12 protein-coding genes are annotated in these 16,582 nt (G+C 41.8%); 5 read left to right on the top strand and 7 right to left on the bottom strand.

Going from position 1 to position 16,582, the window contains the following annotated elements:
• Positions 1-4: 4 nt before the first annotated feature.
• From SNE25_RS21445 to SNE25_RS21465, 5 genes are all read right to left on the bottom strand, one after another.
• Complete coding sequence (locus SNE25_RS21445) at positions 5-1,321, bottom strand: bile acid:sodium symporter family protein (protein WP_321561051.1); 1,317 nt, start codon at positions 1,319-1,321, stop codon at positions 5-7.
• On the bottom strand, positions 1,321-1,983 hold the full coding sequence (locus SNE25_RS21450) for an aspartate/glutamate racemase family protein (RefSeq protein ID WP_321561052.1): 663 nt from the start codon (positions 1,981-1,983) through the stop codon (positions 1,321-1,323). Before SNE25_RS21450 ends, SNE25_RS21445 begins: the two co-directional genes overlap by 1 nt.
• Positions 1,980-3,383: a four-carbon acid sugar kinase family protein gene (locus SNE25_RS21455; protein ID WP_321561053.1), complete on the bottom strand. Its 1,404-nt coding sequence runs from the start codon at positions 3,381-3,383 to the stop codon at positions 1,980-1,982. The genes SNE25_RS21450 and SNE25_RS21455 overlap by 4 nt, the downstream gene beginning before the upstream one ends.
• On the bottom strand, positions 3,380-4,627 hold the full coding sequence (locus SNE25_RS21460) for a ribulose-bisphosphate carboxylase large subunit family protein (RefSeq protein ID WP_321561054.1): 1,248 nt from the start codon (positions 4,625-4,627) through the stop codon (positions 3,380-3,382). The genes SNE25_RS21455 and SNE25_RS21460 overlap by 4 nt, the downstream gene beginning before the upstream one ends.
• 195 nt (positions 4,628-4,822) lie before the next feature.
• The gene (locus tag SNE25_RS21465) at positions 4,823-5,863 is read right to left on the bottom strand and encodes a right-handed parallel beta-helix repeat-containing protein (RefSeq protein WP_321561055.1); all 1,041 of its coding nucleotides are present in this window, start codon (positions 5,861-5,863) and stop codon (positions 4,823-4,825) included.
• A 193-nt stretch (positions 5,864-6,056) separates the two neighbouring features.
• Here SNE25_RS21465 and SNE25_RS21470 point away from each other — a divergent pair, with 193 nt between their 5' ends.
• The gene (locus SNE25_RS21470) at positions 6,057-6,557 is read left to right on the top strand and encodes a class I SAM-dependent methyltransferase (protein ID WP_321561056.1); all 501 of its coding nucleotides are present in this window, start codon (positions 6,057-6,059) and stop codon (positions 6,555-6,557) included.
• Positions 6,558-6,774: 217 nt separating this feature from the next.
• Entirely contained in the window at positions 6,775-8,655 is a 1,881-nt protein-coding gene (locus SNE25_RS21475; RefSeq protein ID WP_321561057.1) for a glycoside hydrolase family 127 protein, read from the top strand.
• Positions 8,656-8,770: 115 nt separating this feature from the next.
• On the opposite strand, the gene SNE25_RS21480 is transcribed toward SNE25_RS21475, so the two are convergent.
• Together SNE25_RS21480 and SNE25_RS21485 are read right to left on the bottom strand one after the other, a co-directional pair.
• Complete coding sequence (locus SNE25_RS21480) at positions 8,771-9,379, bottom strand: 3-keto-disaccharide hydrolase (RefSeq protein WP_321561058.1); 609 nt, start codon at positions 9,377-9,379, stop codon at positions 8,771-8,773.
• Between the two features lie 64 nt (positions 9,380-9,443).
• A complete protein-coding gene (locus SNE25_RS21485; protein WP_321561059.1) occupies positions 9,444-10,499 on the bottom strand; it encodes a DUF2652 domain-containing protein in 1,056 nt (351 codons plus the stop codon).
• A gap of 159 nt (positions 10,500-10,658) precedes the next feature.
• On the opposite strand from SNE25_RS21485, the gene SNE25_RS21490 reads away from it, so the two are divergent.
• The 3 genes from SNE25_RS21490 to SNE25_RS21500 all read left to right on the top strand — a co-directional run bounded on the left by SNE25_RS21490 (position 10,659) and on the right by SNE25_RS21500 (position 16,582).
• The gene (locus tag SNE25_RS21490) at positions 10,659-10,841 is read left to right on the top strand and encodes a hypothetical protein (protein WP_321561060.1); all 183 of its coding nucleotides are present in this window, start codon (positions 10,659-10,661) and stop codon (positions 10,839-10,841) included.
• 13 nt (positions 10,842-10,854) lie between these two features.
• Positions 10,855-11,139, top strand: a complete 285-nt coding sequence (locus SNE25_RS21495; protein ID WP_321561061.1) for a hypothetical protein — start codon at positions 10,855-10,857, stop codon at positions 11,137-11,139.
• Between the two features lie 268 nt (positions 11,140-11,407).
• The gene (locus tag SNE25_RS21500) at positions 11,408-16,582 is read left to right on the top strand and encodes a hypothetical protein (RefSeq protein ID WP_321561062.1); all 5,175 of its coding nucleotides are present in this window, start codon (positions 11,408-11,410) and stop codon (positions 16,580-16,582) included.

Here is a 16,582-nt window from a genome sequence, read left to right on the forward strand (position 1 = left end):
AAACTCACTGAAGATATTCTTTTGACTTAAGGACTTTCATTTTGGGTAAATCGTCATAGACGGGTCGCTTACGCCAATAATTGGCTAAAACAGATCCGGAGATATTCATCCACGGGCTAAAAACTGCGGCCGCCAAACCAACTGTGGCCAGCTTGCCCATTGTACCTGCCAGCCCAGATGCCATACCGCCATTTTGTAAACCTACTTCAAATGCTACCGTACGGGATGAATTTTTATCTAACCCAAATACTCTGCTTAGCCAGTATCCAAAAAAATAACCGGCACTGTTATGAAACACAGAAGCCAGAAAAAGCAGTAAGCCTACATGCAATAAATTTTCGCGTCCGGCAGCTGTAGTAACGGCGGTAAAATAAATAATGCCGAACATAGATAAATAGGGTATATAACTATCTATTTTAGGTTTCATGCGATATAATTGGTGGTAGCCTGTACCTACTACAAATGCGCCGACCAAAAATCCAAATACCCCTGCCGATTGCATCCCGGCCTCCGAAAAACGGCTCTCCATGTTGTGGTATAAACCCAATGGTAACATAAGCAGGTAAATTGCGCAGCCTATAGCTATTCCATATATAATATTCTGCTGCTTACGGGATGCACGTTTCAAATAATCGTGCAACAACGCTGCCCCAATAGGTACCAGCACAATATTAATGATCTCCATCATCATGGTTATAAATTTGATCTGGATAAGCGTACCTGCTAAAAGTTTCATCAATAGCGGGGTAAGAAAAGGTGCTGCCATCGTAGCCATGGCCGTAACCGTAACAGAAAGCACCAGGTTTGCCCTGGCCAGATATACCATTACGTTTGACGCCAGCCCACTTGAACAGGAGCCAATAAGGATTACGCCCGCTGCTATTTCAGGATCAAAGTGAAACAATTTGGTAAGCAATAAGCCGGTAAGCGGCATAATGGTAAAGTGGCATGTTAAACCAATAAGTACGCCTTTACCAGTGCTGCCTAAGCCATTAAAATCCTTCAGGCTCATTTGTATGCCCATGCCAAACATCACCATTTGTACAACACCCAATATGAGCCATTTATTACGCAGGTCAAAAGTGCCCCATTTTAAAAACGCTGCCGGGTATATAAGCGCCGATACAACTGCGGTGATGATCCAGGCAGTATATTGATAGTTCTTTAAGGCCTGCACTCCTCCTATACCTACCGACCCCAGTACACAAAAACTCACGGCCGCAGCCTGCCACATGGTTATGTTTGATGTTAGCAGCCCATAGATAAGCGGTAAAACCATTATCAGGCTTAGTATCAGGCATATTTTTCTGGCAGCTCTCATCAATTGATTATGGAAGCCAGGTATTTAATAGCATTGGGCGGACTGGCCACTATAGGTACTTTTTTGTCGGCTTCATCAAGATTGTCAACTACGCGTGCCATTGAAGCCTGTGCCAGCAGTATTACATCAACATCCGCTGATAGCTCACGCAAAGCATTGGTTACTATAGCATCATGTTCGGCGGTATTGCCACTCATGAGTGCATCGAAAGCGCCTTCACATAGCTTTGATACCAGTTCTACTTGTTTCCCAGCCAGTGCCGCTCTTCGTTTAACTAGATCTGCGGTCGGGCCGAGGGTCGTTTGCAGCGTAGCAATTACGCCGATACGCGTTCCAATTTGTACTGCTTCATCGGCCATCGGTTGATCAACCCTTAAAACAGGGAGGCCGCTATGCTCTGCAGCCGCTTCAACTGCCGCGCCTATTGAGGAGCAGGTAACCAGGATATAATCAGCACCCGAATCTTCGGCAGATGATATATAGTCGGCCACACGCTTACTAATAGAGGCGGTAAGTTCGCCACGCGAAATGATATTTTTTACCAAACTATCATCTACAATATTAAATGTATTTACACCCGGCAGATACACAGCACATAACTGCTGAAATACCGGAATAAGTGTTGCCGATGTGTGTATAAGGCCTAATGTTTTTGGTTTCATAGTTCGTAGTGTTTTCCTTTTAATACAGTTAAAAAATAATTGTCGTCGCCTACTTGCCCGCCTTTAATGTTCACTTCAAGATTATGTGCCGGTTTGCCTGGCGCATGGACCTTACATAGCGGAGCTCCCGGCCATAGGGGCGCTATCATTTCAACAGCTTCTATTTCCAGCGCCCTTGCTGCAAAGCTTGATGTATCTCCGCCGGCAATCACCATTCGCCTTACCGGTGTTTTCATAAGAATGCCGTTTGCGATAAGGCCCAGTGTGTTACCGTAAAGTTGGGCTGTGTAACTAAGCATAGCCTGTTTATCTAAACCTTTTTTGGCAAGTACCTGCTGGGTATCATTAATCCGTACATCATCTGCTCCAAGGCTGGTATGGATAATTACACTTTTACCTTGTTTTATACAAGCAGATGCCTCATTTATATATTGTTCTATCAGTTCTTTAATATTATTGCATGATGCAAGTGTGGCGGTATCAATCGCAATGCTTGCAAAATCGTTATTAATAGCAGTATTTATTTGTTTGGAGGTTACGGGTGAGCAACTTCCCGAAATCACTAAAATAGATTCAACGGCATCTACATCTGGCCATTCAACTTCACCCGCTAACTTCTGTTGGTTTTTCCAGTAATTACCTAAGGCCATCTCTATACCCGACGACCCTACTGAAAACAGGGGATTATCAGAGCTGGCATAGCTGTCTATTAACTGTCCTGCCTGGGTTAAATGAGCCTCATCCATACCGTCAATCAAAACCACTTCGTTGCCGTCCTCAATTATATGTCGCAATTCGAGTTGTGCTTGTTCAAAAGACTGATTGAGCTTCAGCACATCAAGAAGCCCGGTTTTTTTATTAGTTTGTTTGGATAAATGTACCCGTAAATCACTTTCATCTGCCGGGGTAACCGGATGACGGCTCATGGATGGGTGGCGATCAAGCCTGTACACCTGCCCTTGGCTGCCGATGCCAAGTTTGGCGAACAAATTACCAAAAAGACAATAACGACCAAGAGCCGGAGCTGCTACCAATAGCGGAATAAAAGGTTTGTTAAAGACTTTCCAGCCCACATCAATAGCCTTGCCTATACTGCCTATAGTTGCCGATGAATCAAAAGTTGAACATACCTTATAGTGTACGTGCGGCGCCCCTAATGATTTTAAAATATTAAAGGCCGGTAATAATATTGCTTCCATATCACCGGGCGGCATTGAACGGGTAAACCCTGCTATGCCTATAGCTTGTAAGCCTTTATAATTGTTCAACTGTTCAGCTGTTGGCGGCTTCAGGAACAATACGGTTTTTATGCCGTAACGGTTCAGAAACTCCAGCGCGTCAGTCGATCCGGTAAAATCGTCGCCATAATAAGCCAGTAAAAGCTGATTTTTCTGCGTCATGCTTTTGAACCAAATTTTTTCACCGAATTGGCAAACTCCGAATAACGCTGAACGGCCTGATCTTGTGAAAGGCCATCAACTGCACCCTTCCAGGCCTGTTGCAAAGCAACAACACCACCTCCGGGGCCATCTGGATGGGCCATAATGCCGCCACCGGCCATGTATAATAAATCCGTTGTGTTTGTACGGCGATAAGTTTCAAAAGCCTGTCCACCCCATTGCCCCGAAGACACCACAGGCAAAGCTGTAGTGCCATTAGCCAATGGTTTCAGGCATGCTTCGATAGACCGCACTACCGAATCATCTGATTCCCAGAATTTGTTTTGTATACCGTTTACATGAATCTGGTCAACACCGGCCAATCGCCAAAGTTTTTGATAAGCCGGGAACTCAATACCAAGCAGTGGATGGCGGTTAAGCATACCCCAACCATTCCGGTGACCGTGAATAGCTAATTCCCGTTGATCACATATTTTTTTTACTCCTGCTAAACCAACACTATTGAGGCTTAACATTGCACAGGTGCCGCCAGCATTTATCACATACTCATACCGCCGAAGCATGGTATCAATTTCATCACTGATGTTAAAAGCGTACATTACCTTTTTGCCGGTTTTATCCGCATGGTTATTAATAACCTTCATTACGGCGTCAACGCGGTCGTTAAATGAAGAGTTGGCCGATTTGGAAAGAAGTTCATCATCCTTAATAAAATCGATACCGGCTTCGGCAAGCACTTGAACAAGCTGTGCCGTTTGAGCAGGCGTCATGCCTATGCTTGGTTTAATAATGGTACCAATAAGCGGTCGTTTATATACCTGCGTAAGTTGCCTGCAACCTTCAATACCAAACCGGGGCCCCCGGAAATGGTTACTGTAACTCTCGGGCAATTCAATATCCATTAATTTTAAACCAGTAAACTGGGTAAGTTCGTACAAGTTGCCTTGCAGTGTTGATATAAGCACAGGCAGGTTATAACCAAAATTTTCAACCGACCAGGAAACTTCAATATTTGCGCGGTGGTATAAATTATGTTTGGACGATGCGCCGGGAATTGCCGGACTGTTTACCGTTTCCAGATGGGTAATCGATTCAACGCGGGCTGCAAACCGCGCTTTTAACTCCTCCGTTTCGCCCGGAACAGCTATAAAGGTGCCGCTTGATTGCTCACCTGCTAAAACCTGTGCTGCGTTTTCTACATCAAATGGCGTTTCAATAAAGTATTTACCGGTAATTCTCTCCATAATATCGTCTGTATGTTACCGAGCATTTGGGCTAAGGCCATTAATGAGCTTAGTAAGTATGTTGTTTAAATTGGATTGGTGTAAGAGCAAATATATAAGCCTCGTGTGAGATGTATTTGTACGATATACGCCAGGTATTATAATATGTTAGCAATGGAATTTAGTTAGTTTTTTGTAATAATCTACCCGTTTTCCCTAATGCAGGCCCTGTTTGAAAATACCGGCATCAATGTCCCGGCCAGCAGACGTTGGGCTAAGATTGAGATAATCTTTGGGCTGACCTTTGATTGTTATTTCATTCAGAATTACTTTTCCTGATTTTCTGACCTGTTTTTCGATTGGCTTATTAAGCAGGTCCGGCACGATTTCTTCCTCATTAAAACCCATATAAGCGACGTTTCCAGAAATAAGGGAATGGCTGAATTTATAATTGCGATGAATGCCCCGATAACCTACCCAAAAATAGTTTCCGTCTGCTATAATATTATCGGTAAAAGTAAAAGGCATCAGCGAACTCTGCCCGTAACCATACCAAACAGCACCTTCATAAGCACCATAAATGATCGAATGGGTTAGTGAAAAATCCGCGAGTCCGAGGAACGCCAAAACAGCATTTTTAGCGCCCCAAAATATACAATGATCAATATGAATTCCAGCACCTTGCGCAAAAACGCCGCCTTGCATAGGTGCGCAGTTCTTTTCCCCTATAAAATAACACTGGGAAATTTCCAGGCCGGTCAAAGTGCTGTCCCTCCTTTCTACGACATAATAATATTGAGATGCAGGGTTAGGGTTACCAATAAACTTTAGTCCTTTAATCACCACCTGGTTACGCTCAATTTGAAAAGCAATGCTGGCGTGCTTTAAATTACCTTTCCTGTTGGAATCCGCTACACATTGAATAACAGGCATTTTAGATGGTGTCCAACCGGTATCATCGGGCATAACAGCTGCTTGAAAGGTATATTTTGTAGCAACAGGCCTGGCGCTTTCCTGATGGATTAGCAACGGTTCTGTAATGGTGTATAAGCCTGGCGCTATCCTGATGGTGATTGGCTCATTGCCACTGAACTTATTGGCACGGCTTACCGCTTGCTCCAGGCTGGTCAATGGTGCATAAAGTGTCCCAGGGGCATCATCACGGCCTTTGGATATATCTACATATAAGGTTTGCGCGCTTACTGGAATACTCAGTATTAATAAAATGACAAACGTTAAATATTTTACCGAATTCATAATTGAATGGACCCGTTGATTTTAAGGTAAATCTAAAAAAGGAAACCGGGTTTGGTTGTTCACAATACATTCAAATTCGTTCAAATTTTATCATATTGATAATCAATAACTTTAATTCCAAGTATCAAACTACATTTTTCTTCCCTTAATAGGCTAAACCGGCTATTTTTGATACAGACGAATTTTTAAAAAAATGAAACAAAGCGATGCCATAGCCCTCATCTCCAAAGGAATTACGAGCCATTTACCCCAGCACTGGGCAGATTTGGGCTGTGGAAATGGCACATTCACCAATGCGCTTTTTCACCTGTTGCCCGTGGGTAGTCAAATCGAAGCTATTGACCGTCAAACCCAGCGCCTGGATATTCCGGTAAATTTTGCTATAGCTAATTTTGAAACAGATGAACTAAAACTAACTGATCTTGATGGCATAATAATGGCTAATTCGTTCCACTTTGTACAAAACAAGAAAAAACTCATCGCTAAGATGAAGCCTTGTTTTTCAGGAAATCCAACATTCCTAATCGTTGAATATGATACAGATAAGGCTAATTCCTGGGTACCCTATCCCCTTTCTTTCCTAAGCCTTTGTACTTTGTTTACCTCGCTTGGCTATCATCAGGCTATTAAATTGGCTGAGCGCCCATCGGTATATAACCGGGCAAAGATATATGCCGCGCTTATTCAAAAATGATATTTGGAGCATTGTTTATTATCTGCAGGTGCGTCTGTTCCTCATAATTTATTGATTACAAAAAAAATAAGTGTTATAATCACAATAATTAAAAACTTTGTTTATCTTAGTAATCATAACCAATTTCCGAACCTTTACTACCGTTATTTTAAATATGAACACGAAGAAAATAATCCGCCCTCTTTTATGGCTTTGCTTAATCGCTTTATATTTTTCCATGCCATTGCAAGCGAGGGCGCAATCTTCATTGCAGGAATTTAAACTGCAGCAGGTTACTTTATTACCCAGTGTGTTTAAAAACGCACAACAAACAGATATGACTTATATGCTTGCCTTAGATCCCGACCGTTTGCTCGCTCCCTATCTTAGAGAAGCTGGTTTAATACCAAAGAAGAAAAGTTATGGCAACTGGGAAAATACAGGTTTGGACGGTCATATTGGAGGGCATTACCTGTCAGCATTATCCAACATGTACGCTTCTACCCATAATGCGGAGTTAAACAGACGTCTGGATTATATGCTGGCGCAACTGAAACGTTGCCAGGATAAAACGGGAAGCGGTTATTTAGGCGGCATACCGGGCGGAACAGCGATGTGGAAGGATATCGCTGCAGGCAAAATTGAAGCTGAACCTTTTGCTCTGAACAAAAAATGGGTACCGCTTTATAATATTCACAAGCTTTTTGCCGGTTTAAGAGACGCGTATCTGATTGCCGGAAAAACACAGGCAAAAGAAATACTGGTACGATTAACAGACTATATTTATGATGTTTCCACCAAATTGACCGACGAACAGATACAAACTATGCTTATTTCGGAGCATGGCGGATTGAACGAGGTATTTGCGGATGTGTCAGTGATAACCGGTCAAGATAAATACCTTACTCTGGCGCGTCGGTTTTCGCATAAAGCGATTTTAAACCCATTAATACAAGGACAAGATGAACTAAACGGGCTGCATGCCAACATGCAGATACCCAAGGCGGTTGGTTTTCAACGCATATCAGAAGTTGGAGGCGATAAAGATTATGGTAAGGCTGCTGAATTTTTTTGGGAAACCGTGGTAAATAACCGTACGGTAGTAATTGGTGGCAACAGTGTAAATGAGCATTTTAACCCAACCGGTAATTTTACTAAGATGATTACCGACGTTGCAGGCCCCGAAACCTGTAATTCGTATAATATGCTTAAGCTAACCCGCCACCTTTTTGAAAAAGAGGGCAACGTGAAGTACATGGATTTTTACGAGCGTGTTTTATATAATCATATATTATCAAGTCAGCACCCTACACATGGTGGATTCGTGTATTACACTTCTATGCGCCCACGTCATTACCGTGTTTATTCGCAACCACAGGAAGCCATGTGGTGCTGCGTTGGATCGGGCATGGAAAATCATGGTAAATATGCCGAGCTTATTTACAGCTATCACCAAAAAGATCTATACGTGAATTTGTTTATCCCCTCTCGCCTCAATTGGGCATCAAAGGGATTCGTCCTTTCGCAGCAAACCAAGTTTCCGGATCAGGAAACTACCCAGCTTTTAGTTGAAGCAGTAAAGCCTGGTGCGTTTACGATAAACATTCGTTACCCGCATTGGGTGAAACCTGGCGCGTTGCAAATAAAAATAAATGGGGCTAAAGTGGCTGTTGACACACAACCAGGCACCTATGTAAAATTAAACCGGGCATGGAAAAAGGGCGATGAAATAGAAGTGCGTTTACCAATGGGTTTAAGTACGGAAGCACTGCCCGATAGCTCAGGTTATGTGGCATTTTTGCACGGTCCTATTGTATTGGCAGCAAAGACCGGCACGTCAGACCTGGATAATTTAATTGGAGACTCGGATCAATTTGGTGGCTTTCGTGCCAGAGGGAAAATGTATCCTTTAGATTCGGCACCGGTATTAGCCGCTAATGACCCTGATCTTACCAAATACCTGAAACCAGTAAACGGAAAAGATCAAACCTTTACAGCTCCGGACTTGATCAGTCCTGCCAGTTACAAAAACCTGGAATTGATTCCTTTTTATAAGTTACATGATGCCCGGTACATGATTTACTGGCATAAAGGGCAATTGCAGGCTTCTGCAAAATAGAATTCCCTGATTCCATCGGAAAATTAAGATACAATTGATATAACAGACAAAAAAGAATTAGTACCCCACGAGAGCAAAAGCTTCTTGGGCCGAAATTAATTTAATATTAAAAGCATTATAACTCTTTTATTTGGATATGACGGTATTCCATCTGTCCGCGATCACCTTCCAATCCCATGGGGCCGGTTGAAGGCAATACCAAAGCATCCTCCAGTACTTCACCGTTGCACTCACAGTGAGCTACGTTGTCTTTCACAGTTACGATAATAGTGTTCCAGTCTTGTGGCTTATAATTTTTCAAATCCTTATAGGGACCAGCTATAAGATAATCACGGCATTGGAGCTGCTGCTTACGCAAGAATATGCCACTATCCGCATTTTTTGAAGCGCGGAATTCTATCTTCAGAATAAAGTTTTTGGGAAACTCCCGCAGCGTCCAGGACTGCTGTACTTTCCGTTCTACCCCCACCGGGTAGTTTACTGTGAGGATCCCATTCGCGGTTGAATAACGTCCATCAGACGACTTGGCTTTTCCATCAAACTTCTCGGTTACTTCACCATTTGTGCCCCGGTAACACCAGCCTGTAAGTGTTGTTCCATCAAAAAGGCTTTCGAAGCCTTCGTCAGGTTTCCAACCGTCTTTGTTAGTAATATTGCTAACTGCCGTCGCCTTTGCCTGAGCATTTACCTGTAGACTAATTGACATGAATCCAGCTGCGATCATAAAAATGGATGTAACAATCCTCAGTTTTACTTTTTTCATTTGTAGGTATTTATAATTGATCATTTTATTTCTCACAAAACAGCTTAAGTTTTTCAGCCATCCGCTGCATATTCTCTAAAAGAATACCACGCGTTTCTTCAGGTATGGGAAGTTCTGCGGCATTCATAAAACGAACAGAAAAATGGCAGGATTTTTCATCTACTTTTTTAAAAACAAATTCATAAACCAATGAAATATTCATTTCTTCTATCCGACAGCTTTCCGCATAATTGATCTCTTCATCTGACGATATCATTAGTAATGGCGATATCGTGGATTGATGATTCTCGAATAAACAATGGTGAAGGCTCCCAATACAAATATCAGGCATGTCTTGCTCAACTTTTTGCAAACCGGGCATCCACTCTGCACGGCCGGGAATATTCATTATCACCATATAAACATCAAGAAAATTAGCTGCTATTGTTGTTTGCAGATAAGGAGTGCTATCCTTCCGGTAATAACTTTGTGGTGCCTGGGGTGCCGGAACATTTTTTCGTGCTTCATTGAGTAACGCAAAATGGTACCCGACTTTCCCAATAGAAGCATATTCTTCAAATGCGTTCCCCCACACCATATCTGCCGTTTCCGTCGAATCATTAACTTGTTTCAATAGCTTCTCCGACATGAGCAGGTATTCGTGGCTATCAATACTATTTTTAAGCAACCTGTGCGCAACAATCATTTCCATGCCAGATTGCTTTACAAAGCGCCCTACTTTTAATTCTACTAACGGTCCATAATGTACTATAAATTTCAACGTGAGATTTATAATAGCTTTACAAGCTCCACAAGGACATATAGTATATTGCTGCATCCACATGCGCTGCGAATGGAAAGCATTAAAAATTTTAAGGCAAATACCTAATATTTCCTTCTTAGAAGGTGCCGGCCCTTTTTTGATCAATAAAACAGCATCACCTTCAATTTCTGAAACTTCATACTCTTCTCCAATAGCGTTTAACATAGCATCAATGAGCATATGAATGGCACGTGAAGAATGACTCAGTTCAGTAGTAGTCATGAACTCTGTAAACCCACTGATATCCGGAATCAGGATTGTTGCGTTAGTTTCGGCCATGATGCGAAGAATATATATCTAAGATAGTTAAAATTCTAACTCCTAATCGCTTATAACTTATTGAGAATAATTTTGTGTAGTTTTTTGACATAGTTGTACAATAGTAAAAGATACTAATAAGGCACAGTATTTGACATATGATAATCAAATACTTAAACTATGGGATTCGAAAAATTACTAAAAGTCACAAAAGCACAATTTGAAAAACTCCTGCGGGATATTATTGCACGAGAAAATTATAACGTTCATTACAGTTATACCAAAATGGATTACTATATCTCAGGAGACGAAGATGCCCTGGATAAATTAAAGCTTGCAAGCGAGGGATTAACAATGTCCTAATTAAACAACAAGAATGGCAGAGAAGGCATACATAATTGAAATACCGGAAGGCGAACATAATGACTTCTTTATCAGATTTGCTATAGAAACCTGCGGTATATCTCTATGTCCAATTCCTATTGCTAATCATGAATTTGTTTTCACTACAAATAGCCTGCTTGAACTTATCGATTGTCTGGATTGGAATTTTTATAGATTTTTCAATTCCGATGATTCCATAACTTCGCCAAGACTGGCAGGCCTTAATGAGCTCCTTATTTATTTGAATGATCAGCTTGCTAAAAACCTGATATCGTGATATACTACTTATATTATGCCTACCCGCACTACCGCTAATTACTCAGGTTCGTAAAATCAGTCATGCGCATTTTTGTGCAAAAAATGTGCTTGTATTTCCCACCATGCATTATCTATCTTTAAATATTAATTAACGTCTTTAATTAAAAAATAAGGACTATACACCTTTCTTTCTGATTCTAAGCTATCCTAATAAACCAATAGTTACATCTTTCTGAGTTTACTTATATTTTGTTAAGCAGGTTAAATTAAATTTTAATACCCTTTTTATGAGCTTACAAGAAATTAATGATTTTCTTTTAAAGCTGCTTGGACCGTTAAAGCAACATAAGCAAGCAGAAGGCATGCTTGAAAAACTTACAGACCTATTAAAAACAGCATTAACACAAGATAAACTTTATACAGAATGGCAGTTTAGCCTGCTTCCGGAACCTGCAGCGCCTGGGCCTGAAATAACTAAAGAACTTAATGATCTTGCCAATGATATTTTTGCAACGATTCCGCAAAGACCGGCTGATGAAAAATCATATTGGATAAGGGAGCGAGATTTCCCATTTAGTAATGGCCCTGAGGGTAATCTGGGCAATGCGTTGGAGCCTGAATATTCCATCGGACCTTTTATCATCAATGATTATACAGAGCTTTATTATGATCTTTTTCTAATCACTCGTCAGTTTGTATTTTATTCACCCGGCAGGATAAATCCGCTTATGGTGATTTCCCTGCATCAGGATATGGCTCTACCCAATCCTGTTGAGCCATTATTATTGGAAAGTTGTTCGCTATGGATAGATAGTCAGGTTTTAACAGATACAACTGCTCCTGATAAAAGCTACGTTTGTATACATGCCAAAAACTGTACAATAACGTTCCCGGCAGGTGTAGGTATTGCCGGACCCGAAAATATCAGCATTCCGTCTATACTACCCCTCACATTTGAATTTGCACCCGAATCGCCGGTTACGGGCGATGCAGCAGCTGGTAATGATGCAAGTGATATAACATGCACATTACCGGACAAGGTAAGCATAACCATTCTTAACAACAATGCTATTATTAATCATGCCGGCAGCAGTAGCATGACCGTCTTTGGAACAACCTCTGCTTTTGACGAAGCTGCAAGCGTAAAAGCAGTTTACAATAAAGATCTTAACCAGGTCAGGATCCCGCTACAAAATGCAGAAGAAAGCTGGACAGCAGGGTCATCTAAATCCAATATCATGAAAGTGGCTGGTACAGGACCTATTCAAAATTCTGGCTGGTACAATTATCCTTTGCGACCTGTGGATACGCTGGGTTTATCGCAATTAGGTAAATGTAATTCTTCAGGGCAGCTGGGTTTAGAGATAGGCGCCGGAATAAAATTGGAATGGGAAGGACTTGAAAATGGTCCCTTAATAGCTCAGTCATTTTTTTTAAGAGGAGGCAATGGTAGTTTAGGTATCATTTATACTTTTAAAGAAAGTGCCGTTTTAGAACAGCATTACCGCCTGTGGCTCAATAAAACTGACAGCACTTATTACTCTGACATCCGTTGCCGGCCGTTGACGTTATTGCCCGGATTTTTCGCCGCTGATGCGGTAGGTTATGAATATCATCGTCAATTCGCCGAGGTTAAAACAAAAATCGATCGACCGGTAACTGGTAATGGTAAAAGATTTGATTTTCAATTTCCGGGAATAACAGAATTGACTAAAACCGATAGCGGTTGCTGGTTGACTGCAATTGCCTCCAATAATACTCCTGTTAATCAAAATGAACCGCTTGATGATAAACTCAATAAAACATCGAGCATTGTATTAGAGAATGCCTTACTAACCGTTCAGACACCGCTTATTTTAACTATTAAAGCAAAAGGTGAGCAAAGCGATTTGATGACTCATGGTATTTTTATGGAGTATCTCCCCGTATTCCGGATCATCCATACCTTACCCGACCCTTATATCAGCAACCAAAAAAGCAAGGAAGACATTTTTGATGAAGCCAATCAGTTTAACACCTTCCCGCCAAGATCGGCTTTATTGGCTGTAACCATAAAATGGAACAGCGACGACGTAAAGATGGATATGCAACTTGCCGAAGAGTTTAGAACGGTGTTCAAGCAAAAAGCACTACCCGATGATGATCTTAGAAATTATTTCCCTAATAATTTCATGAATCCATGCCAAACAGCCTATAATGATGCACTTACTTCGCCACTTCAAAATCATCCAGTTATAAGGCAGTTCATGAATCCGGAAAACTCCGATTATGATGCCGGCAACCTCATAGGCGCCTTTGGTTTTTTGCAATGGATGCCCGGTGATATTTGCCTGGTAGACGTATCGGGCAGGGCATCTCAAATGGGGGTTGCTTTTTCATCGCCATGGATTAATAACGCGCTTGGAGGAGGTAACTTCCCTTTAAACACTACAGGCTATGGCGGCCGGTTCACTTACCAGATTAACAACATGGAATTGGTAAGCTCCGGGCGTTTGGTGCGTGCCTTTACGTTGCCCCATATTCAGTGGGAACCGGTTACTAATATTGAAAACCCTAATCTCACCGAGGCTGAGGTGCCATTTCCCTTATATTTCAATTCAAACGGAGCACCAACACGCATAGCGAGCAGCAATAAAGAAAATATCTCGTTATCACCTAAAAAGGTTTTGCAGTTTATTTGCGAATCTTATAATAGCCAGGATAAACATGCGGCTTCGGCATACTTTAATTTACCTTTTGGTATGTGTGCGGTTGCCTATTTCAATCCAGAAAAAAGTGCGGCCACCGCCTTGCCGGTTGCATCGTTAAACTTTAATCAGCCCGATTTCAACACCAAAAAACTGGGGCAGTTAAACGGTGCCATTCAGCTTAACGCGGCAGCTTATTATAAAGATAGAGGCGATGGTAATTCTAAAATCACACCCGATGCATATTTCCATGGGTCAACTTTACAAGTTGCCATTACTGATCGCGAAAATAAAGAGGTTAAGATCGATGCCGGGCTTTTTGATATTGAATATTCATTTGTACAAGAAAATTCAATATTGGGCATCCCTATTACAAGGCAATTTAACGCCGAGTTTTTCGGGGCATATCCTAATAATGAAACCATTATAAGAGAATACTCTGTAAACGCCAAAGTACCTCTAAAACGCATTGATTTTTCAGGATACGGCGCCAGTATTTTTAGCAACTGGTTAAATGATAAAGCCAACTTTGGCCGGGTGAGCCAAACCCAGTTTACCGTAATGATGGGCCGTACCGCTCATGAAGTGATACAAATAAAAAGTTTCATTATTGGTTTTTGTATTCCGGTGGTACGTTCTATCATCATGCAAAGGCAAAATCACGGCCTTGTAACCCGCTATGACACCGGCTGGCAACCTACGGGGCCTGGTATATTTAATTATATCCTCACTCCCGGCGAAGGCCCTCAGGAAAACCCTTATGCTTTTCATCCTGGTACCGTAAGAGGTATCTATAACGTGCGCTCCATCCGCGACACTACCATAACACTTAAACAAGGAAGCAATGAGTTTGCCGGTGTTTATTTCGATGGCGATATTTTAATGGAGAATATCGAAAAGGGGTTTATAGCAAATAAACCAAATAGTAATGAAAGTTTTGTACCATCGAAAGGCCAGTTCGGATATGTTTTACTTTGTGACCCGTCTAAAGTTACTGATAAAAATACGCTTGATCAGATTTTTCCGGATAAGGATTTTCAGGATTTCCTTAATCGCCCGGACGTAGGCTCCCTGGGTGGGCCGGTTGATTGTATGATGAATATAGCAGGCTCTAACCAGCGTATGCACGTTACCCGGGTTGATATTTCTGCCACTGCCGATATGAGCCCGTTATACCCTGTTGCAGCACAGGGCACGCTGGAGCTGCCAAAGGAAGGCTCATGGTCGGTTGTAAAATGTTTATCGTCTAAAAACGTTGTACAATTAGGTGCAGGCGAAACCGTATCGTTGATCAGGCATGGAAAGCTCTCTTTTATAAACAACAATTCAACGTTAATGCCAGTTGTTGATTATCAAAATTCGAGATATATAATTGGCAACCCTGAAGAAATTGGCAAATACATTGTTGATGAACCGGCTAATCTGAATTTACAATATGGCTTATTACAAACCACACCTACTCAAAAAATACTGTTTAACCGGCCAATGTTCGTGCCGGGGAACGGGCCGGTTGTAAATGGTGTGGCAGGCGGGGTAAATCAGTTATTCACCGACGTTCCACGCCTCGGAGATGTATTTAAACTACTAAGTACGAATAGCATTTTCCCTGAACTGGGCAATGCTTTTTCGTTACCCAGCGTAGTAAAATCATTAGATATTGGTGCCGACCTTAATGGTTATAATTTCCCTGAAGCCATTGCCGAACAGTTAACCAACTTCGAATCCCCCAATTTCGCATCGCTAAAAGTGCTTAAAATAATTAACGAGGAAGCATTTAAAATCCATATTGACTATGATAACGACCCCGCGAATCCGGGAAAAAGCCCATTCTCGCTTGATCTTAGTTCTGGCATACCAGGGCGAAAAAGCTGGGAAATGATTAATGCCAAGGTTTCCATTGTTGTAGAAGTCGGTCCCCTTGTACCATTACTTACTGTGCAGGGAAATTTCCATGCCGAATATGGTAAAACTCCTATCATAGAAGATGTCAAATTATTATGGGGACCTGACGGGGCGCTGCGGAGCATGGTTGAAATTCTGGAAGTATTAGCCAAACTGGATAATTTAGGTAAAGAAAAACCAAACGCTTTTGAAAAAGGTATCGAACTGATCCCGGCTAATTCAACTGATAGCTGGAATTACAAATGCAGCATTGAAAAATCCATCCCGGTTATACAGTTCCCAAGTACACAGGATATCACGTTAACAGGTCCGCCTCCTGTAATCATTGAAGCTGCTTTGGATGTAGGGGTATTTTTCAATCTTTCTTTAAGTCCGGATCCAAAAGAACTTGCCAAATCGGGCGCCGGAGTAACGTTCGGTTTTCAGGGTATGATCCAAATTATGCTGGTAACACTGGAATTTGCTACTGCTTACGGTGTTGGTACCGCTAAGATCAGGATTTATATAGATGTGCAGAACCCAACACCACAATTTGATTATACCTGCGGATTTGGCGCTTCAGTGGCTGTGCAGCTGCCTGTTGTTGGTGTGGTATCGGTAACGCGGTCGGTAAGTCTTACCGGCAATATTTCTGAAAAGAAATTACTCTTAATGGCCAGTACGCTTCTGCGTGGGGTGCTTTCATTAGCCGGCGGTTTACTCAGCACATCTATACAAATTGAGGGCGGCGCCGGCGTAATTAGAGAAGGTGGAGATGAGATTAAGGCCCGTATTGAGCTTACCTTTTCACTAAATGTAAGCCTTGCTTTTGTTATCAGCTATGATTTTACGGAGAAGTTTATGGATGAAATCCCTTTCAATAAAATAATTTGA

Origin of the sequence: Mucilaginibacter sabulilitoris (assembly GCF_034262375.1) — a bacterium.
Classification (GTDB): Bacteria; Bacteroidota; Bacteroidia; order Sphingobacteriales; family Sphingobacteriaceae; genus Mucilaginibacter; species Mucilaginibacter sabulilitoris.